Genomic DNA, 25,475 nt, shown 5'->3' with positions numbered 1-25,475 from the left:
GCAGTGCCGCCCGCGCCCTTCCTCAGAGCGCCGCGGACCTCGAGTTCGTGAAGCGGACGACCGGCAGCATCAGCGTGATGACCGCACCGCCGCCTTCGCGGTTGGCTGCCCAGATGCGGCCCCCGTGCGCCTGGGCGATGCGTCGGCAGATGGCCAGGCCGAGCCCCGTGCCGCCGGCGGCGTTCTTGGTGGCGCTGGACTGCACGAAGGCCTCGAAGATGCTTTCCAGCTCGTCCGGCGGGATGCCGGGGCCGCGGTCGGCCACCTCCACGCGCACCTCGCCCGCGGCGTCCTGCCGGGCTGTCAGCTCGATGCGGCCTCCCTCGGGCGAGAAGCGGATGGCGTTGGCGAGCAGGTTGCGCAGCAGCTGCTGCAGGCGCAGCGGGTCGGCCAGCACGATCAGGTCCTCGCTGCCAAGCGCGGCGTCAAGCATGAGATGGCGGGCGGACAGCAGCGGCGCCAGCTCGCGCAAGACCTCCAGCGCCAGCGGCCGCAGGTCCAGGCGCTCGGGCTGGATGGGCTCGATGCCGCGCTCGATCTTGCTCAGGTCCAGCAGGTCGTTGACGAGGCTGAGCATGCGCTGGCCGGCGCGGTGCACGTCGCTGAAGAATTCGGCCAGGCGCGGCTGCTCGCGGGCGCGCAGCGCGCCGAGCTCGGAAAAGCCGAGGATGGATTGCAGCGGCGTGCGCAGCTCGTGGCTGACGTTGGCGATGAATTCGGACTTGGCGCGCGAGGCCTCCAGCGCGGCGTCGCGCGCCGCGCGGGTGGCGCGGTCGGCCTCGCGGAAGTCGCTGATGTCCATGAAGCAGACGACGATGCCCATGGGCCGGCCGTCTGCATCGGGGAAGGTGGACTTGCTGACCAGCAAGTCGCGCTGGCGGCCGTCCTTGCCGTGCCAGACGGTCTCGTAGCTCATCTCGCCGCCGTGTGCCAGCAGCGCGGCGTCGCGGGCGTCGTGCACGGCCGCCTCGTCAGCGCTCAGGTAGCTGGCGGCCCGGCGGCCGATCACCTCGTCGCGGCGCCGGCCGGTGAACTGCTCCCAGGCACGGTTGACGTCGAGGTAGCGGTTGTCGGTGTCCAGCACCGACATGGGCAGCGGGCTGCTGGCCAGCAGGGAGCGCGCCAGGCCGAGCTGGGCGTTCAGTTCGGCCTGGGCGCGGACCAGGCCGCTGACGTCGGCCGCGCTGCCCACCCATTCCAGCCGGTCGGCGGCGCGGCGCAGAGGCACCAGGTTGATCTCGAAGCTGCGCGCGCCACCGTCAGGGGCCAGCCAGTCGGCGCGCACCTGGCGGGGGCCGGCCGCCTGCGCGCCGTCGGCGGCGAACAGCGCGGCCACGGCGGGCGAGCCGCCGAAGAGTTCCTGCAGCGGCCGCCCCAGCAGATGGGCGACCGGCTGGCCGCTCAGGCGGGCGTAACCCTCGTTGATGAAGGTCACGCGGCCGTCGGCGTCGGTGCGGAAGAGCAGATCCTGCACGCTGCCGAAGATGGCGCTGAGCTCGCGTTCGCGCTCGACGATCTGGCGCTGGGCCGCGTCGAGCTGGGCCAGGGAGCGCTCGCGCCCGCGCAGCGCCGCCGCGCCCACGGCGGAGAGGCCCAGCAGCGCCGCGGCGATGCCCAGCGCCGGCAGGCCCAGGTCGAGCACTGTGGCCAGCCATTGGTTGCGCAGCTCGGCCCGCGGCAGCTCGACGAGCACCACCAGCGGCCGCGCGCGCAGCGCCCGGTAGGCGCCGAGCTGCTCGGCCTCGCGCAGCCCGGGGCCGGTCCAGCTGCCATGTTCGCTGCCGGCACGCACCCGGGCGAGCGGCGCCGTGGGCGCCTGCAGCGAGGGCGGGCGCTCGCCGGCGAGGTGGTCGGCGCCGTCGGTGGCGGCGAGCAGGCGCCCGTCCATGTCGACGAGGGCGGCTGCGGCGCGCGGGTCGTTCAGCGTCAGCTGCTGGAAGTTGGCGAGCGCGTCGGGATTCAGCAGCGCCACCATCAGGGCGCGGCCGCCGTGGCCGGGCAGCTGCAGGCCGCGCAGCAGCGGGATGAAGCCGACGCCACGCGGCGCGGCCGGCGCCGTGCCCGCGCTGCCGAGGCCCGCCAGGCTGCGTGCGGCGACGAAGCCGCCGACCGTGTCGCGGCCGGGCGCCGGCCAGGGGCCGAGGGCCGCGGGGGGCAGCTGCGCGCCGCGGTCGACCGGATCGGCGGCGGCGAGCACGCGGCCGGACTCGTCGAGCAGTGCGACGCCGCGCAGAAAGCCCAGGCTCGCCTGGGTCTGGCCGAGCAGGGCCTGCAGGACGTCCGGCGGCGCACCGCGCTCGGCAACGTCGGCCAGGCGCGCGAGGGCGAGCTGTGTCGCGTCGAGGCTGCGGCTGGCGTGATCCTCCAGCACGCGGGCCAGCAAGGCCTGCTGGGCGCCAGCTTCGGCCGCCAGTTCGCGCTGCTCGCGCCACAGGCCGTAGCCGGCGCCGGCCAGCAGTGTGGCGGCGAGCAGCACGCCCGCGCCGGCGGTGATGCTGCTCGGGCGCAGACGGCCGCGATGAGGCATCGGGGCTAGGTGCCCTGCACGGCGCCGTCGCGCAGCGCGATCAGCGCGGCCGCGTCGGCGAGGAAGGCCGCGACGATGGCGGGATCGAAGGCGCTGCCCGCCTGCTCGGCCAGCATGGCCAGCGCGCGGTCGTCGGCGCGCGCTGGGCGGAAGCTGTGGGGCATGGTCAGGGCGTCGAAGTAGTCCACCACGGCAACGATACGCCCGGACAGCGGGATCTCCTCGCCGCGCAGGCCCTGGGGGTAGCCATTGCCGTCCCAGCGTTCACGGTGATGCAGGGCGATCTCGGCCGCCAGTGCGAACAGCGGCAGGCTGCAGCCGCCGAGCAGTGCGGCGCCGCGGCGCGGCTGGGTGCGGGCGTCATGGCGGTCTTTGCCGGAAGGCAGCAGCAGATGCGTGGCGCCGGCGCCCGGTTCGCCGACGTCGTGCAGCGGTGCGGCCAGACGCAGGTGGCGTGCGCGCTCGGCATCCCAGCCCAGGCGCAGGGCCAGCGCCTCGGCCAGCCGGCCCAGTCGCTGGCGGTGGGCGCGCATGGCCTCGTCCTGCCGGGCCGGCGTGCCGGCGCTGCCGGCTTGCGACGACGCCGCGGGGGCAGCGGTTTCACGGGCGGGCGGGGCGAGGACGACGGGCGGTGGCATGACTTTTCGGATGGATGCTGAATTGTCCAATGCGAACATTTTTATCAAATAAGAGGTTGCACGCAAACCCCGCCGAATTCGGCAAAATATCGCGCTGTGAACCCAACGACAACCGTTCCCGACACCTGCTCGACCACCGAGGCCGCGCAGCGGCTGGGCATGGCGGTGCGCTCCGTGCAATTGATGGTGGACCGCGGCGAACTCCAGGCCTGGAAGACGCCCGGCGGCCACCGCCGCATCCTGCGCAGTTCGCTGGACGCCTGGCTGGCCGGCCGCGGCGGCGCCGCGCACACGGCGTCGGCGGCCCCCGGCGCGGCCGCCTCCGGTCGACCGCTGACGCTGCTGCTCATCGAGGACTCGGTCCATTTCCAGAACCTCATCAGCCTGGTCGTGAAGCGCGAGCTGCCGGATGCGCAGCTCCATGTGGCGTCCGACGGCATCGCGGGCCTCGCGATGGCCGGGCGGCTCGAACCCGACGTGCTGCTGATCGACATCCTGCTGCCCGGCATCGATGGCGCAGCCCTGATCACCAGCCTGCGCTCGCATCCGCAGTTCGCGCGCAGCCGCCTCATCGTCGTCACCGCGCTCGACGAAGCCCAGCGCGCGCCCTATGCCTTTGCGCTGGCCGGTGTGCCGTTGGTGCACAAGACGGCGCTCGTCACCGAGCTGCCGCCCTTGCTGGCCGAGGCCACGGCGGCGCTGGCCGAACTGCCGGCCTGACCGGACGGGAGGGGCGGCATGCACGCGCGGCGCCCCCGCAGCCCTGACGGTTGCCCGGCCCGGCCCGGCCGCGCCGGTCCAAAGGCGCCGCGATGACCGCGCGCCTGCTGCTCATCGAGGACGATGCCTCGATCGCCCGTTTCATCGAGCTTGCGCTGGACATGCTGCCCGACCACGATGCGTCGGCGCCGGCCGTCGAGCTGAGCGTCGTGCGCCGGCTGAGCGAGGCGCGCGTGGCGCTGTCGGCGGGCGGCTGGCAACTCGTCATCAGCGATCTGATGCTGCCCGACGGATCGGCCGAGGCCTTGCTGGCGGAAGGCCTGGCGCTGGCCGACGGCGCGCCGCCCTGGGTGGTCTTCAGCGCCGGCGTGCAAGAGGAGCGCCGCGCCGCGCTCGTGTCGCGCGGTGTCGCCTGCATGCTTCGCAAGCCCGTCGCGCTGGCCGAACTGCTGGACACCATCGCCGGGCTGCTGCGTGCGGGCCCGGCAGTCCTGCCCCGGGGCGGGCCGGTTGCGGAGGTCGACCCGGTGCAGCAGCATTTCGGGGGGGACCGCGCGCTGTACGAGAGTTTCCGCAGCGGCTGCATCGAGCGCTTTGCCGACGACCTCGCCCAGGGGGATGCCGCCGTCAGCTCGGCCGACGCGCCCGCGCTGCGCCGCGTGGCCCATGGCCTGAAGGCGGTGCTGGCGTTGATCGGTGAGCCGGCGCTGGCCGCCCAGGCCCGGGCGCTGGAGGACGCCGCGGCCGCTGTCGGCCAAGGCCAGCCCCTGCCCGAGGGCTGGGCGACGCTGGCCCGTGGGCTGGCGGCGTTGCGCGTCGGCGCCTAACCCAGTGGCACGGCGGCTGTCACGCAATATTTAGCAAATTCAACGGCCACCCCACGCGGTTGAGGGCGGCCGTCTTGATCGCCAATATCAATAGATTTGATAATCATCACAACAGTGGTTTCTTGTTTGCCCGCCATGCCGATCGACCGTCGAGAATGTTCCGCCACCTGCCTCGGCCTGCTGCGCCTTGCTGCCAGCTGAAGGAGACCGGATGACGACGAAACAGGTTCTGTACGTCGAGGACGATCCGGTCAACGCGATGTTGATGCAGGGCATCCTCGAACTCCAGCCGGGCTGCAACCTGAAGGTGGCGCGCAGTGGCGCCGAGGCCCGGCGCCTTGTCGCGCAGGGGCGGGTCGATCTGCTGCTTTGCGACCTGCACCTGCCCGACGTCGGTGGCGGGGAACTGCTGGCCCAACTGCGGGCGGCCGGCCTGCCCGAGGGCGTGCCGGCGCTGCTCGTCACGGCCGAGTCCGAATTCGTGGCCGCCCAGCTGGCGCGCCGCCACGGCTACGACGGCCACTGGACCAAGCCGCTGGACGTTGCGGCCACGCTGCGCAGCCTGTCCAGCTGGCTCGGCTGACGCGGCCGGCCCCGGCGGGCGGGACTGACACAATTCTTTGCGCATCGGCCACACGGGCTTGCGTGAGGCGGGCGATTCTTCGGCGCAGGACACCGGAGATCGCCCATGACAAATCGCCGCTTCGTGCTCGGCAGTGGCGCCGCGCTCGCCGGGGCCATGATGCTGGCCCGGCGCGCGCCGGCTGCGGCCCTGGCCGCCGCGCCCGGCGCACCGCCGCTGAGCGCCGATGAACGGGCCCTGCATGCGCTGAACCGCCTCGGCTACGGCCCGCGCCCCGCGGATGCGGCGGCCATCGCAGCTCAGGGCGCCGACCAATGGTTGGAGCGTTTCCTGAGCGAGCAGCTGACGCCGCGCAGCCTGCCCCAGCCCGAGCCGCTGACGACGCGCCTGGCCGGCCTCGAAGTGCTCCGTCTCGGCCAGGCCGAGCTGATGGGCCGCTACCGCGAGGCCGTCAAGGCCGCCCGCGAGGCGCGCCGCGAGAAGGCCCAGGGCATGGCGCCCGAGGCCGACGCCATCAACGCCGTGCGCGACAAGATCCGCCCCCTCGTCGCCCAGGCCGCGACGGCGCGGCTGTCGCGCGCGCTGCAAAGCCCGGCCCAGCTCGAAGAGGTGCTGACCGAGTTCTGGTTCAACCACTTCAACGTGTTCGCCGGCAAGAACGCGGTCGGTGTGCTGGTGGCGGACTACGAGCAGCGCGCCATCCGGCCCTTCGTGCTCGGGCGCTTCCGCGACATGCTGGGCGCCACGGCGCGGCACCCGGCGATGCTGATCTACCTCGACAACGCGCAGAGCGTGGTCGCCGGCTACGAGCCGCCGCAGCGGGCGCGCCGCTTCCTGGCGGCCCGGCCCGAGCTGAAGGCGCGCGTGCCCGCCGGCCTGAACGAGAACTACGCCCGCGAGCTGATGGAGCTGCACACGCTGGGCGTGGACGGCGGTTACAGCCAGCGCGACGTGACCGAGCTCGCGCGCATGCTGACCGGCTGGGGGCTGGATACGCGCAAGGCCCTGGTCGGCGGCACGGGCGACCTGTTCGCCTTCGACGCGCGCAAGCACGACGGCGGCAGCAAGACCTGGCTCGGCCAGGCGGTCAAGGGCGCCGGCATCGCCGAGGGCGAGCATGCGCTGGACGTGCTGGCCGCCCACCCGGCTACGGCCCGCCATCTGGCCACCAAGTTCGCCCAGGCCTTCGTCGCGGACGACCCGCCCACCAGCCTCGTGCAGAAGCTGGCCGACAGCTTCCGCGCCAGCGGCGGCGACCTGCGCGAGTTCACACGCACGCTGCTCCGCGCTGACGAGTTCTGGCGCCGCGAGGCCTACCAGGCCAAGTTCAAGACGCCGTATCAATACCTGCTGTCCAGCCTGCGCGCGCTGGACCTGCAGCCCGCCAACCCGCAGAACCTGCTGGCCGCGCTGGCCCAGGCGGGCCAGCCGCTGTTCGGCGCCGCCACGCCCGACGGCTACAAGAACACGGCCGCCGCCTGGCGCAACCCCGAGGCGCTGACGCAGCGCGTGCAGCTCGCGACGACGCTGGGCCAGCGTAGCGGCGTCAGCGCCGGGCAGCTGACCAGCACGCTGGGCGCCTCGGTCAGCGAGCCGACGCGCCGCACGCTCGCCAGCGAGCCGCCCGCGCAGCAGGTCGCGTTGCTGCTGGCCAGCCCCGATTTCATGAAGCGTTGAGGACCCCGACCATGCTCCGCCGCCAACTCCTGCACTTCGGCGCCTTCACCCTGGGTGGCCTGCCCGTGTCGCTCGTGCGGGCCGAGGAGGGCGCGCAGAAGAAGCTCGTCGTCGTCATGCTGCGCGGCGCGGTGGACGGTCTCTCCGTCGTCGCGCCCTACGGCGAGCGCGAGTACGCCGCCAGCCGCCCGCAGATCGCGCTGGGCGCGCCGGGTGCCGAGGACGGCCTCATCAAGCTCGACGCGCTGTTCGGCCTGCACCCGGCCCTGGGCCTGCTGAAGCGCCACTGGGACGGCGGCCAGCTCGCCTTCGTGCACGCCAGCGGTTCGCCCGACCCTACGCGTTCCCACTTCGATGCCCAGGACTACTTCGAGAGCGGCACGCCCGGCCGCAAGTCCACGCCCGACGGCTGGATGAACCGGCTGTTGACCGCGCTGCCCGGCGAACCCGCGCCGACGCGGGCCATCTCCCAGGGCAGCACGCCGCCGCGCATCTTTGCCGGCACGGCCAGCGTCGCCAGCCTGGGCCTGGGGCCGGGCGCGATGCAGCGCCGCGCCATCGACGATCCGAAGATGCAGGCCGGCCTGGCCAGGCTCTACGCGGGCGATGCCCAGCTCAGCGGCACGCTGCGCGACACGACCGAGGGCCGCGGCGAGATGGCGCGCAGCATGGCGGCCGCTGAGCCGCGCGGCATGGACCCGAGCGCCGATGCCGGCGCGCCCTCCGCGCGCAGCTTTGCGGCCGACGCGCGCCGGCTGGGCCAGCTGATCCGCAAGGACGCGCACACCCAGCTCGCCTTCACGGCGGTGGGCGGCTGGGACACCCACGTCAACCAGGGCGCCGCCCGCGGCCAGCTCGCCAACCGCCTGGCCAGCCTGGGCGAAGGCCTGGACGCACTGAGCCAGGGCCTGGGCGACGCGCTGAAGGACACCGTCATCGTCGTCGCCAGCGAGTTCGGCCGCACGCTGCGCCAGAACGGCAACGGCGGCACCGACCACGGCCGCGGCAACGTCATCTGGCTGCTGGGCGGCCCGGTGGCCGGCGGTCAGGTGCTGGGCGAATGGCCCGGCCTGGACGCGGGCGCGCTGGTCGACGGCCGCGACCTGGCGGTGCGCACCGACTTTCGACAGGTGCTGGCGCCGCTGCTGCAGCGCCACCTGGGCCTGTCGGAAACCGCACTGGCAACGGTGTTTCCGCAAGGCCCGCAAACTTGGCGTTATGCGGACAAGCTGCTGCGCGCCTGAGACGTGCAGCTGCTCCGTTCAATCAGATGGGAGAACGACTTGATGCGCAGCGCTTCTTCGTTGTTCGGGCTTTGCCTCTGGGGCGCGGTGCTGGCGTACTGCTTCCTCGTCGCGGTCGGGACCTGAGCCTGCTTCAGCCGAAGTAGCCGAGGTTCTTCACCGTGAAGTTGGCCAGGTGCGGGAACACCCTGCCCAGGTCCGCTGCGCTCACGCCGAACCAGCTCGCCAGCGTGGCACTCATCTGGTCCACCGCCGTCGTCGGCAGCCAGCGGCCCTCGTCGGAGACATCGTCCGGCCCGCCCAGCAACAGTTGGGGCATGCGGCCGTAGAGCCCGCCCCTGACGGCGCCGCCGAGCACGAACTGGTGGTTGCCCCAGGCGTGGTCGGTGCCGCCGCCGGAGGCGGGTTGCAGCGTGCGGGCGAAGTCGCTGGCGGTGAAGGTGGTCACGGCGTTGGCGACGCCCAGCTGCTGCATCGCGTCGTAGAAGGCCTTCAGCGCGGGACCCAGGTCGCTGAACAGGGCCTGCTGCTGGTTGAGCTGGTCGTTGTGGGTGTCGAAGCCGCCGAGCGACACGAAGAAGAGCTGGCGGTTCACGCCCAGGCCCGAGCGGCCCTCGATCATCTTGGCCACCGTCAGCAGCTGCTGGGCGACGCTGCTGTTCAGCCCGTTGAACAGGCCAGCAACGCTGCTGGTGCCCGACAGGGCCGTGTTCAGTGCGTTGCTGGCCTTGATGGCCTGGTTGAGCACGCTGGCCGCGGCGCGCTCCTCGGCGTTGGCGTAGGGCTGCTGCAGCAGGCTCTGGTAGAGGGCATAGAGCGGGCTGGCGGCGGGGTTGCTGCCGAAGCCCCGGATGGCGAAGCTGTTGCCGCTGCCGACCGCCAGCCCTTGCGCCGTTGCGCCGTTCATGAAGACGTTGTTGCCGCTGACCGAGAGGGCCATGGGCACGACGCCGCCGCCGGGCTGCAGGTCGGCTACGCGGCCGCCCCAGCCGGTGGTGGACGGTGCCGCGTTGCCGCTGAAGGACTGGCCGCGCTGCCACTGGTCCTGCTGATCGTCGTGGGAGAACAGGTTGGTGGGCACCTGGGCGCCAGCCGCGTTGAATTCGGCCTTGGTCATGGGCTTGACCAGCGGGCCGACGTTGGCCTGCACCGCAAGGTGGCCCTGGTTCCAGATGTCGGCCAGCGGCGTGAGTGCCGGATGCAGCCCGACGCCGCCACCATTGAGCGGGGCGAGCGATGACTGCGGCAGCGTCAGCCCGCCGGCACCAGCCGTGCCGCGCGCCTTGGCGTAGGCGGCGTAGGCGGCGCTGTCCATGGGGATGACCATGTTGTTGCCGTCGTTGCCCCCGTAGAGGAAGACGCAGACGAGGGCGCGGTAGTCGCTGCCGGCCAGCGGTGCGGCGAGCGAGGGCAGGGCGGAGGCGCCGGCCAGCGCGGCAGCGTGGGAGAGCAGATGGCGGCGTGACAGCATTTCAGTTCTCCACGAGGTATTCGGGCGACATCGCGGCCAGGAAGAGTGCTGCCCTGGCGCGGTCCAGCGGCCGGGTGGCCGGCGCGATCTGCGCGGCGCGCAAGAGCGCGGTCTGTAGCGCCGCGCTGGCGCGGCCGGCGAACAGCACGCGGTTGATCTCGGCCACCAGCACGGCCGGCGTCGCGGCCAGGTTCTGCCAGCGCGTCAGGTCGATCCTGGTGCCTACTGAGCCGGCCACCGTGGTGTCCTGCGCCACGCCCTTGCCGTTCAGCAGGGTCTGCAGCACGCCGCTGAGCTTGAAGGCGGCGCTGGCGTTGAAGACGCCGAAGGCCGGGCCGTCCAGTGCCGAGTCGCCGGGCAGGTCGTAGTCGGGCGGGAAGAAGTTGAAGACGCTGGCCGGGCTGTAGACCGTCTGGCCCAGGCTGGCCGCCTGGCTGCGCAGCCAGACGCCGTCGCTCGTGCCGCCCAGGGCGCGCAGCAGATGCGTGAGCTGCAGGATGGGTTCGCGCAGCTTGCCGAAGCTGGCCGGAGTCTGGGGCGTCAGCGCCTCGGGGTCGGTCAGCACGGCCAGCAGCACGGCCTTCATGTCGCCGCGCGGCGTGCGGGTGAGCTGCTGGCCACGCTGCCAGGCCACATCCGCCGTGCCGTTGAAGGCCTGGGCCACGCGCTGCACATAGGCCGGGCTGGGGTTGGCCGTCACGAGCTGCTGGATCAGCTGGCGGCCGATGAAGGGTCCGACGTTGGGGTGGTTGAAGATGTTGTCGATGGCCGCGTCGAGGTCGGCCTGGGCGGTCTGGCCGGCGGGCAGCGTCACGCCATTGAGCAGCTTCTTCGTGCCTTTGTCGTGATGGTCGTCGAAGGCGATCAGCGGTGCGTCGTAATAGCTCGGGTTGCCGAAGCGGTTGCGCGTCGCGCCGGGGCGCGGCGCATAGGTCCAGCCGGTGAAGGCGTGGGCGAAGCCCTCCACCGTCTCCTGGTCGTAGCTGGGGAGGGGCAGGCCCCTGGCGTCGAGCTTCTGGCTGCCGTCGAGGTTGAGCTGCCACAGGCCGATGGAGAACAGCTGCAGCACCTCGCGGGCGTAGTTCTCGTTGGGCTCGATGCCCCTGGCCGGGTTGGGCTTGTCGTTGTTGGCCATGTTCAGGAAGCGCCCCATGGCCGGGGACAGCGTCACTTCCTTGAGCACGCCGCGGAAGTTGCCGAAGGCGTTGCGCAGGAAGATGCGCTGGTATTGCGCCATCGCGTTGGGCAGCCTGATGACGTTGCCCGACACGACCAGGATTTCCGACAGCGCCAGCGCCGTGCGCTGCCTTAGCTGGTCGGGCTGGTTCACGGCATTGGCGAAGAACTGCACCTGCACGGGGAAGAGGCTGTAGTTGTCGCGCTTGCAGGTGGCGGGCGCACCGGTGGGGCAGCCCTTGCTGCTGTCGGGGTCCACCCAGGCCACGCCGCTGAAGTCGGAATCGGCGCGCCCGAATTGACTGACGAGCCAGGCGCTGCGCCCGCCTGACATCACCGCGGCGACGCTTGCGTCCGTGGGGCCAAAGCTGGCCTGGCCCAGGAAGCGGCGAGCCTCGGACTCGGTCATCGTCGGCGGCGCATCGGCCGCCAGCACGGGCCAGCTCAGGCTGGCCGCCGCTGCCAGCAGGCAAAGTCGGGCGAGGGGCATGGTGAATCTCCGGAAGCGGGCGCGATGTTGGAGCCGCCTTCCGCGGGCCGTCTTGCCACCAGTTGTGCGCTTTGGTAAGCAAACGCTGCCGTTCGTTGCGGACCATGTTCGGACTGTCCGGGAGCTGTCCGCGGACACCGTCCGAGCTCCCAAGTCGTTGATTTTTCACGGCACCTGTGCTGGCACATGGTTTGCGAAAGACGAGGCATGAACACCCGCTTTCGCGACACCTCGGAACAGGACCGCCCCCTGGCTCAAAAGACCCGGCGCTGGCCGCTGCTGCTGGCCGGCGGCGCCGTCGTCGTGGCCGTGCTCGTGCTGCTGGGCGGCGGCCGCGTCAAGCAGATGCTTTCCGCCGACTCGGCCGTCAGCGCTGCGCGCCTGTCCATCGCCACCGTCGGCGTGGCCCCGCTGACCCGCGACGTGGCCGGCGAGGGCCGCGTCGTCGCCGCCCAGAGCCCCACCCTCTTCGCGCCCGGCGCCGGCACCGTCACGCTGGCCGTGCAAGCGGGCGACCCGGTCAAGAAGGGCCAGGTGCTGGCCCGCGTGGACTCGCCCGAGCTGACCAACCGGCTGGCCCAGGAGCGCAGCAACGTCGATGCGCTCAAGGCCGACCTGGCCCGCGCCGAGGTCGAGGCCCGCCAGCAGACGGCCGCGTTGCAGAGCGCCTTCGAGAACGCCCGCATCGACCAGCAGACCGCCGCCAACGACCTGGCCCGCCAGACCCAGGCCTTCGAGGCCGGCGCCACCGCGCGCATGCAGGTCGAGCGCGCCCAGGACGCGCTGGCCAAGGCCAAGCTCGCGCACGATCAGGCCCGCGACCTGCGCGGCCTCAAGACCGACAGCCTCAAGCTCGACGTGCAGGCCAAGCACAGCGCGCTGGCCCGCCAGCAGCTGCTGGTGAGCGACCTGGAGCGCCAGGTGGCCGAGCTGCAGGTGCGCTCCCCGGTGGATGGCCAGGTCGGCCAGCTCTTCATCGCCGACCGCACCAACGTCGCCCGCGACGCCAAGCTGCTGTCGGTCATCGACCTGTCTGCGCTGGAAGTGCAGATGCAGGTGGCCGAGAGCTTTGCCCGTGAGCTGCAGCCTGGCATGCCGGGCGAGATCAGTGGCAACGGCCAGCGCTGGGCCGGCCAGGTCAGCTCGGTGTCGCCCGAGGTCGTCAACGGCGAGGTCAGCGCGCGGCTGCGCTTTGCGGGCACCCAGCCCGAGCAGCTGCGCCAGAACCAGCGCCTGTCGGTACGCGTGCTGCTGGACAAGCGCGACAAGGTGCTGGGCGTGGCCCGCGGCAGCTTCGTCGACGACAGCGGCGGCAGCTACGCCTATGTGGTGCGGGGCGGCGTAGCGGAGAAGGTCGCCGTCAAGCTGGGGGCGCGCTCGCTGGAACGGGTCGAGGTGATCTCGGGCCTCGCGGCCGGGGACCGCGTCGTCATCTCCGGGTCGGACAACTTCAAGGGCGCGGACCGCGCGCTCATCGCTGACTAAGCAAAGGGAACAGACATGCTCCAGATGGACAAACTGCAGAAGGTCTACCGCACAGAGATGGTCGAGACCTACGCGCTGCGCGACTTCAACCTGACGGTGAACGAGGGCGAGTTCGTCGCCGTGACCGGGCCGTCGGGCTCGGGCAAGACGACCTTCCTGACCATCGCCGGCCTGCTCGAGGCCTTCAGCGCCGGCAGCTACAAGCTCGACGGCATCGACGTCAGCCGCATGGGCGACGCTGAGCGTTCGCGCATCCGCAACCAGAAGATCGGCTTCATCTTCCAGGCCTTCAACCTGATCCCCGACCTCAGCGTGCTTGACAACATCGAGGTGCCGCTGCGCTACCGCGGCATGAGCGGTGCCGAGCGCAAGAAGCGCGCGGCCGACGCGCTGGCCCGCGTCGGTCTGTCGGCCCGCGGCCGCCACTATCCGAACGAGCTGTCCGGTGGCCAGCAGCAGCGCGTGGCCATCGCCCGCGCCCTGGCCGGCGAACCGCGCCTGCTGCTCGCGGACGAGCCCACCGGCAACCTCGACAGCGCGATGGCGCGCAGCGTCATGGAGCTGCTGGAAGAGCTGCACCGTGACGGCGCCACCATCGTCATGGTCACGCACGACCCGCAGCTGGCGGCGCGCGCGCAGCGCAATGTGCACGTCATCGACGGCCAGGTGGTCGACCTGACCGCCGAGCTGAACACCGCACTCGCGGCCTGACTCTCATGCGCCGATTGATCCTCGTCCTCGCGCTGCTGGCCGCTTCGTCGGCCCGCGCCGACGACCTGCTGCAGGTCTGGGCCCGGGCCCGCGCCGCCGACCCGCTGCTGCGCCAGGCCGCCGCCGCCACCGGGGCGCAGGAGGCTGCATCCCGCGAAGCCCGCGCCGCGCTGCTGCCGCAGTGGAGCCTGCAGAGCAGCGAGCAGCGCGAGAACGGCAGCGGCGCTCGCGTTCGCACCACGACGAGCAGCCTCAGCCAGCCGCTCGTGGACCTCGCCGCCCTGCGCGAGTGGGATGCCAGCCGCAGCCAGGCCTCGGCCCAGTCGGCCCGCCTCGCCGCCGCGGAGCAGGCCGCGCGGGCCCGTGTCGCCGAGGCCTATTTCGGTCTGCTGTCGGCCCAGGCCCAACTCGCCACGGCGCGTGCCAACGAGGAAGCCTTCGATCGTCAGGTCAAGGAAGCCGACACGCGCTTCAAGGCCGGCCTCTCCGCCCAGGTCGAGGCCGACCAGTCGCGCGCCTACCGCGAGCTGGCCCGCGGCAATACGCTGGCTGCCGAAGCCAACCTCGCCGACGCCCGCGAAGCCCTGGCCCAGTTGACCGGCGTGGCCGTGACGGCGGTGCAGCCGCTGCGCCGTGATCTCGCTGCCCAACCCCTGCCCGACGACGCAGAAGCCTGGGCCCAGCGTGCGCTGCAGGCCAACCCCGGGCTGCGCGCGCTGCAGCTGGACGTGCAGGCCAGCGAGCAGCGCATCTCGGCCGCCCGCGCGGGCCACCTGCCGACGCTGAGCGTGGGCGTCGACACCACGCAGCGCCGCGGCGACGTCTCGGCCTTCGACGCCAGCCGCACGCCGACGACGGTGGGCCTGCGCCTGACCGTGCCGCTGTTCGCCGGCGGCGCCACCGCTGCCGCAGCGGACCGCGCCGGCTTCCAGCGCGACGCCGCCCGCGAGCAGCTCGAAGCCGGCCGCCGTGCCGTGCTACGCGAGGTGCGCGCCGAGCACCTGGCCGTGGGCCAGGGCGAGGCCCAGCTGCGCTCCACGCAGGTCGCTGTCGAAGCCGCCGAGCGCGCGCTGGAAGCCACCCGCACGGGCCTGACCCTGGGCACGCGCAGCACCACCGACCTGCTGCTCGCCATCCAGACCCTGGCCGGCGCGCAGAACGCGCAGACCCAGGCCCGCCACCGCCATGTGCTGGCCCTGCTGGCCCTGCACCAGGCGGCGGGCTCCCTCGGCGACGCCGAACTCGCCACCGTCAACGCCTTGCTGGAGACACGCTGATGTTTCTTCATTACCTCGAACTCGCCTGGCGCAACACGCTGGCCGCCAAGGGCCTGTCTGCGCTGATGGTGCTGGCGCTGGCGCTGGGCATCGGCGCCTGCATGACGACGCTGACCGTCTATCACGTGCTCTCCGGCGACCCGATCCCGCACAAGAGCGCGCGCCTGTTCAACGTGCAGCTCGACGCCTCCGACATGGTCGGCTGGAAGGCCGGCGAGGAGCCCACCTTCGACCTGACCCGCTTTGATGCAACCGCGCTGTTGCGCGACAGGAAGGCGCAGCGCCAGGTCATGTCCAGCGGCTTCAACACCGCCGTGGGCCTGCCCGATGCCAACACCAAGCCCATCTTCTCGGGCGTTCGCATGACCTCGGCCGACTTCTTCGCGATGTTCGACGCGCCCTGGCAGCACGGCGGCGGCTGGAGCGCGGCCGACGACGAGGCCGAGGCCCGCGTGGCGGTCATCTCGGCCGCGCTGAACGAGAAGTTGTTCGGTGGCGCCAACAGCATCGGCAAGGAAGTCATCGTGCGCGGCCAGCCGCTGCGCATCGTCGGCGTGCTCCAGCCCTGGAAGGTCATGCCCCACTTCTGGGATCTGACGCTGGGCAGCTACACCGAGACCGAGGACTTCTACCTGCCCTTCTCCACCGCCATGGCGCTGAAGATGGGCCACTGGGGCAACATGGACTGCTGGGGCAAGGGCGCCAACGGTGGCAGCTCGCTGGACCTCAACGCCAGCTGCTCGTGGATCCAGTACTGGGTCGAGATCGCCAGGCCCGAGGATGCCGGCGCCTACCGCGACTACCTCGTCGCCTACTCCGAGGCCCAGCGCAAGGCCGGCCGCTTCGAGCGCCCGACCAACGTGCGACTGCGCAGCGTGATGGACTGGCTGGGCGCGCAGAAGGTGCTGCCGGCCGACGTGCGCCTGCAGACCTGGCTGGCCTTCGGCTTCCTGGCCGTCTGCGTTGTCAACATGGTGGGCCTGCTGCTGGCCAAGACGCTGCGTCGCAGCGGCGAGATCGGCGTGCGCCGCGCACTCGGCGCGACGCGCGGCGACATCTTCAAGCAGTTCGTCGTCGAGGCCGGCCTGCTGGGCATGGCCGGTGCGTTGCTGGGCCTGCTGTTCGCCCAGGGCGGGCTGTGGCTGGTGCGCCAGAGCCCCAACGACTACGCCCGCCTGGCCGAGCTGGACGCCTCCATGCTGGCGCTGACGCTGGGCCTGGCCCTGCTTGCCAGCCTGATTGCCGGCCTGCTGCCGGCCTGGCGCGCCGCCCTTGTCACCCCTGCTCTCCAGTTGAAGGTGCAGTGATGTTCCAAGACCTGATGCCCATCCTGTCCACGCTGCGCCGCCACCGCATCGCGGCCGGCCTCATCGTGCTGGAGGTGGCGCTGTCCTGCGCCATCGTCACCAACGCGCTGCACCTCATCCAGACCCGCGTCCAGGCGCTGAGCACGGACAGCGGCCTCGTCGAGTCCGAGGTGGCCGTGCTCAACCTGCGCGGCGCCAAACCGCAGCCGCCCGAGCGCACCGCGGGCATCGTGGCCGAGGACGCGACGCGGCTGCGCGCCATTCCCGGCGTCAAGGCAGTGACGGTGGCCAACCAGATCGTCTACGGCAACAACAGCAACAACAGCGGCGTGTCGCTGGAGCCCGACTACAAGGGCCAGCGCGTCACCGCCGCCCAGTACGCGGCCGACGAGCAGATGATCGCCACCTTCGGCCTCAAGCTGCTGGAGGGCCGCAACTTCACGGCCGACGAGATCCTCGACGGCTTCCAGGCCTTCAGCGTGCCCGACCCCAAGATCGGCCAGGTCGTCATCAACAAGGCGATGGCCGACAAGCTGTTCCCCGGCCGCCCGGCGGTGGGGCAGACGGTCTACATCTTCGGCCGCTCGCCGTCGACCGTCATCGGCGTCGTCGAGACGCTGACCCACACCCAGCTGCACCGTGCCCGTGGCGGCGACGGCAGCGGCACCGCGATGATCCTGCCGCTGCGCGGCGGCGGCTCCTACATCCTGCGTGCCGACGCGGGCCAGCTGGACCGCGTCATCAAGGCCGCCACGGCCGTGCTCGAGGCCGGCGACCAGGGTCGCGTCGTCACCCAGGCCCGGCCGCTGACCGAGATGCGTGCGGCCTTCTATGCCCAGGACCGCGCCATGGCCTGGCTGATGGGCGGCGTCTGCGTCTGCCTGCTGCTCGTCACGGCCATGGGCATCGTCGGCCTGGCCAGCTTCTGGGTGCAGCAGCGCACCCGCATGATCGGCACGCGCCGCGCACTCGGCGCCACCGAGGGCCAGATCCTGCGCTACTTCCAACTGGAGAACCTGCTGCTGACGAGCACCGGCGTCCTCATCGGCCTGGGCGGTGCCTGGGCCCTGAGCCAGCTGCTGATGCAGAGCTACGAGCTGCCGCGCCTGCCCTGGGCCTACCTGCCCGCTGGTGCGCTGGCGCTGTGGACGCTGGGCCAGCTCGCCGTCTGGGTGCCGGCGCGCCGGGCCGCGCGTTTGTCCGCAGTGGCAGCGCTGCGCGCCTGAGTCACAGTCCGGCACGCCCACGGCAAGGAGACGGCATGAAGAAGCTCTTCAAATGGCTGGCCATCGTCATCGGCCTGGCGGTGCTCGTCGTCATCGCCATCGCGGCCATGGGCTGGCTGCAGGCCGAAAGCAAGATGCAGCGCCGCGTCGAGGTCCAGGTCGCGGCCGTGGCCCTGCCCACCGAGGCGCCCGCCATCGAGCGCGGCCGCTATCTCTTCACCTCGCGCGGCTGCGCCGAATGCCACGGTGCCGACGGCGCAGGGCACAAGGTCATCGACAGCGGCGGCCTGCTGGTCATCTCGCCGCACATTAGCCCGGGGCCGGGGTCGGTGACGGCGGCCTACCGCGTGGAAGACTGGGTGCGCGCCGTCCGCCACGGCGTCAAGCCCGATGGCCGGCCGCTGATGATCATGCCCAGCGAGGACTACAACCGCCTCACTGACGCCGATGTCGGCGCGCTTGTCGCCTACGCGAAGCAGCTGCCCGCCGTCAGCGGCCAGACGACGGTCATCCAGCTGCCGCCGCCGGTGCGCGTGCTCTACGGTCTGGGGCTGATCAAGGACGCCGCCGCCAAGATCAACCATGCGCTGCCGCCGGCCGCGGCCGTGCCCGAGGGGCCCACCGTCGAACACGGCCGCTACGTCGCGCAGATGTGCATGGGCTGCCATGGCGAGGGCTATGGCGGCGGCAAGATCCCCGGCGGCCCGCCCGACTGGCCGGCCGCGGCCAACCTCACGCCGGGCCGCGGCAGCGCGATGCCGCGCTATGCCGGCGTCGATGCCTTCATGGCGATGATGAAGAGCGGCAAGCGCCCCGACGGCTCGGCCATCGCCGTCATGCCTTTCGCGTCGCTGTCGCAGATGAACGAGGTCGACCTGCGCGGGCTGTACGCGTTTCTGCAGACGCTGCCGGCGAAGGACGCCGGCAGCCGTTGAGGGCGAGGCTCAGCCGGCCTGTAGCGTCTTCAGCTCGGCCGCCCAGTCGGCCCAGTGCCTGCGCACCTGCTCGCGCTGCTTCGCGTTCAGTCCGTTGACGAGCCGCAGCAGGCTGGCCGTGACCTCATCGCGGTAGGCCTGCTCGGCGGGCAGGGTCTGGGAGATCCGCAGGAAGAGGGCCGTGCCGCCGGCCAGGTCCTGACGTGCCCAGGCCCGCAGCGCCTCCTCCGTGCGCAGCTGCCGCGTGGCGCGGCCCTGGGCCATGGCCGCGAGGTCGAAGTGCCAGCCCTCGGCGTCGGCGCGGGCCTGCTTGCGCGTGGGCCGGTCCAGGTCGCCCAGCCAGCGCTCCAGGTTGGTCGTGTAGCGCTTGGCGCGCTCGGACGGGCCGCCGCGGCCGCTGTTCCGGTCCTGCCACTCGGCCGTCTTCTCGTCCATCTTCTTGTGAAGGTGCTGCCATTGCGCGGGCCTGAGCTCGGCCAGCAGCGGTGCGGCCAGCGGTGCGGCGTGCTGCAGGCATCGTTCCAGGCTGGCGCGCGCGCCGCGCTCCAGCGCCAGCAGGTCGTCAGGGGTGACCGCGCCGTTGTCCAGCACCGTACCGGCCTGGCGCAGCAGGGCCAGCCATTGCGGCAGTTCCTCGCGGCGGTGCCAGGCCTGCCAGGCCAGCAGCTTCTCCTTGAGCCGCCCCTTCTGGGCGCTGTCCAGGTCCAGGTAGCTGTCGATCCACAGCCCGCCCAGCAGCGGCAGCTGGTTGTAGGCCAGCGTCAGGCTGGAGCAGGCGGCGAGGCCGAGGGCCAGCAGCAGGACGAGCGGGGCGGCGAGTCGCTTCAGCAATGACATGGGAGCATCTTGGCTCTGCGGGCCGACGCTGTCATGTCCGGGGTCAATCCATGCGCCGATAGGGCAGGGCGCCTCGCGGGCCGACCCGCACCAGCGCCAGGGCCTGTTGCACATCCGGGAGGCCGCGCGCGCGGTCCTCCAGCTCGGCCGCCTGCCCGGCATTGCCGACGCAGCCCTCCAGGTAGACGACGCGGCCCTGCACGGTGAACCACAGGCTGCTGGGGTGCAGGGCCGGCGTCTCCTTCAGCCTCTGCCGCAGCGCGGCGGCGATGTCCGCGTCGTAGCGGAAGGCATTGGGCTCGCGGCATTCGCCCTTGAGCCAGCAGCTCGTGCCGCGCTCGGCGCGGTGGTGGGCCTGCACGAGCGCCTCGGCCGCGGTGACGCGCGGGCCGCGCGGCTCGGGGCAGCCGGCGATGTCTGCAGACACGGCCTCGAAGGGGTCGCCGAAACGGTTCAGCGCCTCATCGTCGGCGCTGCCGGCCAGCAGCAGGGCCATGAGCAGGAGGGGTGATGGCGTCATGGCCTGGATTCTGGGCCGCCCGGTTATCGTTGCTTCCGTGACCCACAAGGAATTGCCCCACACCTTCAAGCTCATCACGATCTGGCTGCTCGTCGGGCTGCTGATCTTCCTGGGCATCAAGGCCTGGGAGCGCGAGCGCGAGGCCAGCCGTTTCCAGCTGGCCGGCGAGGCCATCGTGCTGACGCGCTCGGGCGACGGCCATTTCCACTGGCCCGGCCGGGTCGGCGGCATCGAGGTGGATTTCCTCGTCGATACCGGTGCCACCAGCACGGCCTTGCCGCAGGCCCTGGCCGAGCTTGCCGGCCTCAAGCCCCTAGGTGCCGTGCAAGCGCAGACGGCCGGCGGCGCCACGCGCGGTTTCGTCGCGCGGGCCGACATCGCGCTGGACGGCGGCGTGCGGGCCGACAAGCTGGCGGTGACGGTGCTGCCCGACCTCGCCGCGCCGCTGCTGGGCATGGACGTGCTGGGCCGCCTTCACTTCAGCCAGAAACCCGGCCAACTCCGCATCGAACCGAAAGAATGATCCGACGCCTGTTGCTGTCCCTCGCGCTGCTGGCCGGCAGCGCCCATGCCGCCTGCCCGCCCATGCCGGCCCTGCCCAGCGCAGAGCAGGCCGCCGCCTGGGCCGCCCAGGCGAGCGACCGCGGCCTGCTGTGGCGCATCAGCCGCGGCGGGCACAGCAGCTATCTGTTCGGCAGCCTGCACATCGGCCGGGCCGACTGGGCCTACCCCGGCCCGGCCCTTCGCGCGGCCTGGGCCCGGACGGAGGTGCTGGCCGTGGAGCTGGACCCGGCCGACGTCGCCCCGGCACTGGCCGCCCTGCCCAAGGCCGATGCGCTGGCGCCGGCCCAGGCCCGCCAGCTCGACGCCCAGGCCCGCGCTGCCTGCCTGCCGCCGGGCGCCCTGAGCGCGCTGCCCGCCATGCTGCAGCTCAGCACGCTGACGCTGCTGGAGGCCCGCCGCGACGGCTTCGACGCCGGCTTCGGCCAGGACCTGATGCTGCTGGCCTGGGCCAAGCGGGAAGGCCGCCCGGTGCAGTCGCTGGAGAGCGTGCAGGATCAGCTGGAGGCGCTGGAGCCCGCGCCGGGCGAGCTGCCGGCCGTCATTGACGGCAGTCTGCAGCAGTTGCGCAAGGGCCAGATCCGTGCGCCGCTGCGCAAGCTCGCGGCGGCCTGGTCGCGCGGCGACCTGAAGACGCTGGCCGACTACCCGCGCTGGTGCGCCTGCGCCGACACGCCGGCCGAGCGCGACTGGCTGCGTCGCGTCAACGACGGCCGCAACGGCCCGCTGGCCGAGCGCATCGCGGCCCTGCACGGGGCCGGCCAGCGCCTGCTGGTGGCCGTGGGTGCACTGCACATGAGCGGGCCCCAGGCCCTGCCCAGGCTGCTGGAGGCCGAGGGTTTTACCGTCGAGGCCCTGCTGCCCAGCAAGTAGGATGGACGCGACCTCAGAGGAGACAGCCATGAGCGACAACAGCTTCACCAAGTTCGTGCCCGGTTTCGAGTTCCTGCAGGGCCTGGTCAAGAACGCCGGATCGGCGCTGCCGGGCATCGGCCAGTGGGTGGCGCCCACGCTCAACCCCGAGGAGCTGTCCAAGCGCATCGAGGAGTTGCGCACGGTGCAGTTCTGGCTGGAGCAGAACGCGCGCATGCTGGCTGCCACCATCCAGGCGCTGGAGGTGCAGCGCATGACGCTGTCCACGCTGAAGTCCATGAACGTGCCGCTGGCCGACCTGCGCGACAGCCTCAAGCTGCCCACCGGCATGGACGCGCCGGCCTGGCCCAGCATCCCGCCCGAGATCATCGCGGCCGCCGCGCCGGTGGCCCAGGCCGCCGCGACGACGGCGGTGAAGACGGCAGCCACCTCGGCCAAGACCGCCGCCAAGGTGGCCGCCAAGACGGTGAAGACCGCCGGTGACGCCGCCAAGGCCGCCGGCGTGCCCGGCGCGGCGGTGGACCCGACGCAGTGGTGGACGGCGCTCACCCAGCAGTTCACCCAGCTCGCCACCTCGGCCATGAAGGACAGCGCCACCGACGCGGCCCGCAACCTCGCCGGCAACCTCGTCAAGCAGTCCTTCGACGCGGCCAGCGACACGCTGCGCAAGGCGGCCACGGTGCCGGGCGCCGTCGTTGGCAGCGTGGCCAAGGGGCTGGCGGGTCAGCCGGCGCCCAAGCCCGCGGCGAAGGCAGCCGCCAAACCCGCCGTCAAGGCGCGGCGCAAGCCTTGAGGCGGCGGCCGCTGCTGCTGGCGCTGGCCGGCGGCGCGGCGTCAGTGGCGGGTGCTTCGGCCCAGCGCATCGTCTACCCGCTGCACGACCCCGACCGCATCCCGGCGTGGCACTACCTGCAGGACGTGCTGAAGCTGGCCATCCAGCGCAGCGGCGTGCGCTACGAGCTGGTCGAGTCGCGCCGGCCCATGGTGCAGGGGCGCGTCGTGCGCGAGCTGGCCGAGGGCCGCGGCGACCCCGACCTCGCCTGGACCATGACCAGCCCGGAGCGCGAGGCCGACCTGCTGCCCATCCGCGTGCCGGTGGATCGCGGCCTCATCGGCTGCCGCCTCGCCTTCGTGCGCACGGCCGACATGCAGCGTTGGCGCGATGTGCGGAGTCTGCCCGACCTGGCCCGCGACGTGGCCGGCCAGGGCCATGACTGGCCCGACACCGCGATCCTGCGCAGCAACGGCCTGCGCGTCGAGACCGCCAGCCGCTACGAGACGCTGTTCGACATGCTGCGCCTGGGGCGCATCGACTACTTCCCGCGCTCGGTCATCGAGATCGACGACGAGGCCGCCACGCCGATGGCGCGCGAGCTCGCCATCGAGCCGCATCTGCTGCTGCGCTACCCGGCGGCGTCCTACCTCTTCGTGCGGCCCAACCGGCCCCAGCTGGCGGCCGACCTGGCGCGCGGGCTGGAGGCGGCCGTGGCGGACGGCAGCTTCCAGCGCCTCTTCCTGCAGCATTACGGCGAGCTGATCGCGCGGCACCGGCTCACCCAGCGTCGCGTGCTGAAGCTGAGCAATCCGTTGCTGCCACCGGCCACGCCGCTGAACCGGCAGGCGTTGTGGCTGGTGCTCTAGAGTCCGGCAACCATGGCGCCGCCCCGCATCCCGCCCATCCAGTGCCTGCAGGCCTTCGAGGCCGTGGCGCGGCTGCGCAGCGTCAGCGCGGCGGCGGAGGAGCTGGCCGTCACGCCCAGCGCCGTCAGCCACCGCATCCGGCAACTGGAGTCGCAGCTGGGCTTCAAGCTGTTCTGGCGCGACTTCGTGCTCAGCGACGAGGCCCAGGTCTACCTGCCCTCGGTGCGCCAGGGCCTGGCCGCGCTGCAGAAGATCCCGGGTGCCGACGGCGTGCGGCCGCAGGGCGTGCGGCTGCGGCTGGCGGTGACGCCCACCTTCTCGCGCCAGATCCTGCTGCCGCGGCTGGCGCTGTTCCGCCACGCCAACCCGGAGATCGAGCTGGTCATGCAGGTGGCCATCCCGCTGGCCGATCTCAAGTCCGAGGACGCCGACCTGGAGATCCGCTTCGGCAGCGGCGAGTACCCGGGCCTGGAGAGCCGCCGCGTGCTGACCGACGAGCTCAGCCCCGTCTGCAGCCCCGACTACCTGCACGAGCATGGCCCCTTCGACGGCTTCGACAGCGTGGCCGACATCCGCCGCGTGCACCTCATCCGCAGCCCGCTGGCGCCGTGGAGCAGCTGGTTCGAGGCCCATGGCCTGCAACTGGACGAGCCGCGCGGCGGCGCGCAGTTCAACGACCTGGGCCTGGTGCTGGATGCTGCGGCGGCCGGCTTCGGCGTGGCGCTGATGCGCATGAAGCTGGGCGCGTCGTGGCTGGACTCGGGCCGGCTGCTGCGGTTGTCGCCGCGCACCGTGCCGTCGAGCTTCCACCACTACATCTGCTGGAAGCCCGGCGCGCTGGAGCGCTGGGAATGCGCTGCCTTCGTCGAGTGGCTGACGCGCGCACTGGCCTGACGGGCGGCTGACGCGCGGCCCCCGGGCCAACCCTGTGTCGGCCGGTGCGGCTGAAATTTCTTCACGCGACACGCCAGCAGGATTCACGCCGCCGGCAAGCCATCGCCACCACCATCCCGGCCCAGTCCAGCCTCGCTTTCGGCGCGGCTCAAGCATTTCAAAAACCGGAGACGACCATGGTCTGGCAACAGGTCTACAACCCCTTCAACAACATGCTGCTCAGCACGCTGGTGGCCGCCGTTCCGGTGGTCGTCATGCTGCTGGGCCTGGGCGTGCTGCACTGGAAGGCCCACATCGCGGCGGCCGCCGGCCTGCTGAGCGCCTTCCTGATCGCGGTGTTCGCCTTCGGCATGCCCGCCGACATGGCCGGGCGCGCGGCGCTGCTGGGCGGCCTCACGGGCCTGCTGCCCATCGGCTGGATCGTGCTGAACATCATCTTCCTGCACCAGCTGACCGAGAAGAACGGCAGCTTCCAGGTGCTGCAGGACTCCATCGCCGGCATCACGCAGGACCGGCGCCTGCAGCTGCTGCTGATCGCCTTTGCCTTCGGCGCCTTCTTCGAGGGTGCGGCGGGCTTCGGCACGCCGGTGGCCGTCACGGCCGCCATCCTGATCGGCCTCGGGTTCTCGCCGCTGGCCGCCTCGGGCCTGAGCCTTATCGCCAACACGGCGCCGGTGGCCTACGGGGCGCTCGGCACGCCGGTCATCACGCTGGCCAAGGTGCATGGCTACGACCTGATGGCCGTGTCCGGCATGATCGGCCGCCAGCTGCCCTTCTTCTCGCTGCTCGTGCCGTTCTGGCTGATCTGGGCCTTCGCCGGCCGCAAGGCGATGTGGGAGATCTGGCCGGCCATCCTGGTCACGGGCCTGTCCTTCGCCATCCCGCAGTACCTGGTCAGCAACTTCATCGGCCCGGAGCTGGTGGATGTGATTGCGGCCATGTGCTCCATGGTGGCGCTGGTGTCCTTCCTGCGCTTCTGGCAGCCCAAGAAGCTGTGGACCTCGGTGTCGCTGCGCGGCCATGAGCACGACGGCCCCGATGCCAAGCCGGCCGTCAAGACCACCGTGCACTCGCGTGCCGCCGTGGTGAAGGCCTGGACGCCCTGGGTCATCCTGACCGTGTTCGTCTTCATCTGGGGCCTGCCGGCCACCAAGGCGGCGCTGAACGGCATCTTCGCGCCCAAGTTCCCCATCGATGGCCTGCACAAGCTGGTGGAGAAGGTTGCGCCCGTCGTGCCCAAGCCCACGGCGGAGGCCGCCGAGTACGTGTTCGGCCTGCTGTCGGCCACCGGCACGGGCATCCTGCTGGCGGCCGTCGTCGGCGGCCTGGCGATGGGCTACCGCTTCGGCGGCCTCGTGAAGTGCTTCGGCCAGACCGTGTGGCTGGTGCGCACCTCGCTGCTCACCATCGTGCTGATGCTGGCCCTGGGCACGCTGACGCGCTTCAGCGGCCTGGACACGACGCTGGGCCTGGCCTTCGCCAACACCGGCGTGCTCTACCCCTTCTTCGGCACGCTGATGGGCTGGCTGGGCGTGGCGATGACGGGCTCCGACACCGCCAGCAACGTGCTGTTCGGCGGCATGCAGAAGGTGGCGGCCGAGCAGCTGGGGCTGAACCCCAACCTGATGGGCGCGGCCAACAGCTCGGGCGGCGTGATGGGCAAGATGATCGACGCGCAGTCCATCGTCGTCGCCTCCACCGCCACGCGCTGGGAGAACGGCGAGGGCCCCATCCTGCGCTATGTGTTCTTCCACTCCATCGCGCTGGCCTGCCTGGTGGGCATTTTCATCACGCTGCAGGCCTACGTGCCGCCCTTCACCCTGCTCGTGCGCTGAGCGGGCTAAAGTTGGCTGGC

The 25,475-nt window shown here is 71.9% G+C and carries 23 protein-coding genes; 17 read left to right on the top strand and 6 right to left on the bottom strand.

What is annotated here, in order from left to right; genetic code table 11:
* Window positions 1–22 precede the first annotated feature (22 nt).
* The gene (locus AC07VX_RS02975) at window positions 23–2,527 is read right to left on the bottom strand and encodes an ATP-binding protein (protein WP_493163208.1); all 2,505 of its coding nucleotides are present in this window, start codon (window positions 2,525–2,527) and stop codon (window positions 23–25) included.
* 5 nt (window positions 2,528–2,532) lie between these two features.
* Window positions 2,533–3,165, bottom strand: a complete 633-nt coding sequence (locus tag AC07VX_RS02970; RefSeq protein ID WP_493163209.1) for an HD-GYP domain-containing protein — start codon at window positions 3,163–3,165, stop codon at window positions 2,533–2,535.
* Between the two features lie 96 nt (window positions 3,166–3,261).
* Between AC07VX_RS02970 and AC07VX_RS02965 the strand changes: the two genes are divergently transcribed.
* From AC07VX_RS02965 to AC07VX_RS02945, 5 genes are all read left to right on the top strand, one after another.
* Entirely contained in the window at window positions 3,262–3,885 is a 624-nt protein-coding gene (locus tag AC07VX_RS02965) for a helix-turn-helix domain-containing protein (RefSeq protein WP_493163210.1), read from the top strand.
* Between the two features lie 92 nt (window positions 3,886–3,977).
* Window positions 3,978–4,712, top strand: coding sequence for an Hpt domain-containing protein (locus AC07VX_RS02960; RefSeq protein WP_493163211.1), 735 nt, complete (start codon window positions 3,978–3,980; stop codon window positions 4,710–4,712).
* A gap of 211 nt (window positions 4,713–4,923) precedes the next feature.
* Window positions 4,924–5,295: a response regulator gene (locus AC07VX_RS02955; RefSeq protein ID WP_493163212.1), complete on the top strand. Its 372-nt coding sequence runs from the start codon at window positions 4,924–4,926 to the stop codon at window positions 5,293–5,295.
* A 105-nt stretch (window positions 5,296–5,400) separates the two neighbouring features.
* On the top strand, window positions 5,401–6,972 hold the full coding sequence (locus AC07VX_RS02950; RefSeq protein WP_493163213.1) for a DUF1800 domain-containing protein: 1,572 nt from the start codon (window positions 5,401–5,403) through the stop codon (window positions 6,970–6,972).
* An 11-nt stretch (window positions 6,973–6,983) separates the two neighbouring features.
* Window positions 6,984–8,216 carry a DUF1501 domain-containing protein gene (locus tag AC07VX_RS02945; RefSeq protein ID WP_493163214.1) on the top strand — a complete coding sequence of 411 codons (1,233 nt, stop codon included), beginning with the start codon at window positions 6,984–6,986 and terminating at the stop codon, window positions 8,214–8,216.
* Between the two features lie 133 nt (window positions 8,217–8,349).
* Here AC07VX_RS02945 and AC07VX_RS02940 read toward each other — a convergent pair whose 3' ends face one another.
* Together AC07VX_RS02940 and AC07VX_RS02935 are read right to left on the bottom strand one after the other, a co-directional pair.
* Window positions 8,350–9,687 (bottom strand): DUF1501 domain-containing protein, encoded by a 1,338-nt coding sequence (locus AC07VX_RS02940; protein ID WP_493163215.1) that lies wholly within the window; start codon window positions 9,685–9,687, stop codon window positions 8,350–8,352.
* 1 nt (window position 9,688) lies between these two features.
* A complete protein-coding gene (locus tag AC07VX_RS02935; RefSeq protein WP_493163216.1) occupies window positions 9,689–11,353 on the bottom strand; it encodes a DUF1800 domain-containing protein in 1,665 nt (554 codons plus the stop codon).
* A gap of 207 nt (window positions 11,354–11,560) precedes the next feature.
* Between AC07VX_RS02935 and AC07VX_RS02930 the strand changes: the two genes are divergently transcribed.
* The 6 genes from AC07VX_RS02930 to AC07VX_RS02905 are packed head-to-tail and all read left to right on the top strand — an operon-like array spanning window position 11,561 to window position 18,294.
* Window positions 11,561–12,838 carry an efflux RND transporter periplasmic adaptor subunit gene (locus AC07VX_RS02930; protein ID WP_493163217.1) on the top strand — a complete coding sequence of 426 codons (1,278 nt, stop codon included), beginning with the start codon at window positions 11,561–11,563 and terminating at the stop codon, window positions 12,836–12,838.
* Window positions 12,839–12,853: 15 nt separating this feature from the next.
* On the top strand, window positions 12,854–13,549 hold the full coding sequence (locus AC07VX_RS02925; protein ID WP_493163218.1) for an ABC transporter ATP-binding protein: 696 nt from the start codon (window positions 12,854–12,856) through the stop codon (window positions 13,547–13,549).
* A gap of 5 nt (window positions 13,550–13,554) precedes the next feature.
* On the top strand, window positions 13,555–14,826 hold the full coding sequence (locus AC07VX_RS02920) for a TolC family outer membrane protein (protein WP_493163219.1): 1,272 nt from the start codon (window positions 13,555–13,557) through the stop codon (window positions 14,824–14,826).
* The gene (locus AC07VX_RS02915; protein WP_493163220.1) at window positions 14,826–16,133 is read left to right on the top strand and encodes an ABC transporter permease; all 1,308 of its coding nucleotides are present in this window, start codon (window positions 14,826–14,828) and stop codon (window positions 16,131–16,133) included. Before AC07VX_RS02920 ends, AC07VX_RS02915 begins: the two co-directional genes overlap by 1 nt.
* Window positions 16,133–17,359, top strand: coding sequence for an ABC transporter permease (locus AC07VX_RS02910; RefSeq protein WP_493163221.1), 1,227 nt, complete (start codon window positions 16,133–16,135; stop codon window positions 17,357–17,359). The genes AC07VX_RS02915 and AC07VX_RS02910 overlap by 1 nt, the downstream gene beginning before the upstream one ends.
* Window positions 17,360–17,394: 35 nt before the next feature.
* Entirely contained in the window at window positions 17,395–18,294 is a 900-nt protein-coding gene (locus AC07VX_RS02905; RefSeq protein ID WP_493163222.1) for a c-type cytochrome, read from the top strand.
* 9 nt (window positions 18,295–18,303) lie between these two features.
* On the opposite strand, the gene AC07VX_RS02900 is transcribed toward AC07VX_RS02905, so the two are convergent.
* Window positions 18,304–19,131, bottom strand: coding sequence for a DUF6279 family lipoprotein (locus AC07VX_RS02900; RefSeq protein ID WP_493163223.1), 828 nt, complete (start codon window positions 19,129–19,131; stop codon window positions 18,304–18,306).
* 43 nt (window positions 19,132–19,174) lie between these two features.
* Window positions 19,175–19,651 carry a BON domain-containing protein gene (locus tag AC07VX_RS02895; RefSeq protein WP_493163224.1) on the bottom strand — a complete coding sequence of 159 codons (477 nt, stop codon included), beginning with the start codon at window positions 19,649–19,651 and terminating at the stop codon, window positions 19,175–19,177.
* On the opposite strand from AC07VX_RS02895, the gene AC07VX_RS02890 reads away from it, so the two are divergent.
* The 6 genes from AC07VX_RS02890 (at window position 19,650) to AC07VX_RS02865 (ending at window position 25,455) form a co-directional block, all read left to right on the top strand.
* On the top strand, window positions 19,650–20,174 hold the full coding sequence (locus AC07VX_RS02890) for a retropepsin-like aspartic protease family protein (protein ID WP_493163225.1): 525 nt from the start codon (window positions 19,650–19,652) through the stop codon (window positions 20,172–20,174). The genes AC07VX_RS02895 and AC07VX_RS02890 overlap by 2 nt on opposite strands.
* Complete coding sequence (locus AC07VX_RS02885; protein ID WP_493163226.1) at window positions 20,171–21,085, top strand: TraB/GumN family protein; 915 nt, start codon at window positions 20,171–20,173, stop codon at window positions 21,083–21,085. Before AC07VX_RS02890 ends, AC07VX_RS02885 begins: the two co-directional genes overlap by 4 nt.
* 28 nt (window positions 21,086–21,113) lie before the next feature.
* Window positions 21,114–21,878 (top strand): PhaM family polyhydroxyalkanoate granule multifunctional regulatory protein, encoded by a 765-nt coding sequence (locus AC07VX_RS02880; RefSeq protein ID WP_493163227.1) that lies wholly within the window; start codon window positions 21,114–21,116, stop codon window positions 21,876–21,878.
* Window positions 21,875–22,726: a substrate-binding periplasmic protein gene (locus tag AC07VX_RS02875; RefSeq protein ID WP_493163228.1), complete on the top strand. Its 852-nt coding sequence runs from the start codon at window positions 21,875–21,877 to the stop codon at window positions 22,724–22,726. The genes AC07VX_RS02880 and AC07VX_RS02875 overlap by 4 nt, the downstream gene beginning before the upstream one ends.
* Window positions 22,727–22,738: 12 nt before the next feature.
* Window positions 22,739–23,620: a LysR substrate-binding domain-containing protein gene (locus AC07VX_RS02870; protein WP_493163229.1), complete on the top strand. Its 882-nt coding sequence runs from the start codon at window positions 22,739–22,741 to the stop codon at window positions 23,618–23,620.
* 176 nt (window positions 23,621–23,796) lie between these two features.
* On the top strand, window positions 23,797–25,455 hold the full coding sequence (locus tag AC07VX_RS02865; protein ID WP_493163230.1) for an L-lactate permease: 1,659 nt from the start codon (window positions 23,797–23,799) through the stop codon (window positions 25,453–25,455).
* Window positions 25,456–25,475 lie beyond the last annotated feature (20 nt).

The organism is Roseateles sp. GW821-FHT03B02 (assembly GCF_059421025.1).
This window is presented reverse-complemented; position numbering and strand designations above follow the sequence as displayed.

Bases quoted from the DNA above. Each gene is read 5' to 3' on its own strand.
- AC07VX_RS02880 (WP_493163227.1), top strand. From the start codon at position 21,114: ATGAGCGACAACAGCTTCACCAAGTTCGTGCCCGGTTTCGAGTTCCTG.
- AC07VX_RS02870 (WP_493163229.1), top strand. From the start codon at position 22,739: ATGGCGCCGCCCCGCATCCCGCCCATCCAGTGCCTGCAGGCCTTCGAG.
- AC07VX_RS02955 (WP_493163212.1), top strand. From the start codon at position 4,924: ATGACGACGAAACAGGTTCTGTACGTCGAGGACGATCCGGTCAACGCG.
- AC07VX_RS02915 (WP_493163220.1), top strand. From the start codon at position 14,826: ATGTTTCTTCATTACCTCGAACTCGCCTGGCGCAACACGCTGGCCGCC.
- AC07VX_RS02930 (WP_493163217.1), top strand. From the start codon at position 11,561: ATGAACACCCGCTTTCGCGACACCTCGGAACAGGACCGCCCCCTGGCT.
- AC07VX_RS02960 (WP_493163211.1), top strand. From the start codon at position 3,978: ATGACCGCGCGCCTGCTGCTCATCGAGGACGATGCCTCGATCGCCCGT.
- AC07VX_RS02975 (WP_493163208.1), bottom strand. From the start codon at position 2,527: ATGCCTCATCGCGGCCGTCTGCGCCCGAGCAGCATCACCGCCGGCGCG.
- AC07VX_RS02885 (WP_493163226.1), top strand. From the start codon at position 20,171: ATGATCCGACGCCTGTTGCTGTCCCTCGCGCTGCTGGCCGGCAGCGCC.
- AC07VX_RS02865 (WP_493163230.1), top strand. From the start codon at position 23,797: ATGGTCTGGCAACAGGTCTACAACCCCTTCAACAACATGCTGCTCAGC.
- AC07VX_RS02970 (WP_493163209.1), bottom strand. From the start codon at position 3,165: ATGCCACCGCCCGTCGTCCTCGCCCCGCCCGCCCGTGAAACCGCTGCC.
- AC07VX_RS02900 (WP_493163223.1), bottom strand. From the start codon at position 19,131: ATGTCATTGCTGAAGCGACTCGCCGCCCCGCTCGTCCTGCTGCTGGCC.
- AC07VX_RS02910 (WP_493163221.1), top strand. From the start codon at position 16,133: ATGTTCCAAGACCTGATGCCCATCCTGTCCACGCTGCGCCGCCACCGC.
- AC07VX_RS02905 (WP_493163222.1), top strand. From the start codon at position 17,395: ATGAAGAAGCTCTTCAAATGGCTGGCCATCGTCATCGGCCTGGCGGTG.
- AC07VX_RS02925 (WP_493163218.1), top strand. From the start codon at position 12,854: ATGCTCCAGATGGACAAACTGCAGAAGGTCTACCGCACAGAGATGGTC.
- AC07VX_RS02935 (WP_493163216.1), bottom strand. From the start codon at position 11,353: ATGCCCCTCGCCCGACTTTGCCTGCTGGCAGCGGCGGCCAGCCTGAGC.
- AC07VX_RS02890 (WP_493163225.1), top strand. From the start codon at position 19,650: ATGGCCTGGATTCTGGGCCGCCCGGTTATCGTTGCTTCCGTGACCCAC.
- AC07VX_RS02895 (WP_493163224.1), bottom strand. From the start codon at position 19,651: ATGACGCCATCACCCCTCCTGCTCATGGCCCTGCTGCTGGCCGGCAGC.
- AC07VX_RS02920 (WP_493163219.1), top strand. From the start codon at position 13,555: ATGCGCCGATTGATCCTCGTCCTCGCGCTGCTGGCCGCTTCGTCGGCC.
- AC07VX_RS02940 (WP_493163215.1), bottom strand. From the start codon at position 9,687: ATGCTGTCACGCCGCCATCTGCTCTCCCACGCTGCCGCGCTGGCCGGC.
- AC07VX_RS02945 (WP_493163214.1), top strand. From the start codon at position 6,984: ATGCTCCGCCGCCAACTCCTGCACTTCGGCGCCTTCACCCTGGGTGGC.
- AC07VX_RS02950 (WP_493163213.1), top strand. From the start codon at position 5,401: ATGACAAATCGCCGCTTCGTGCTCGGCAGTGGCGCCGCGCTCGCCGGG.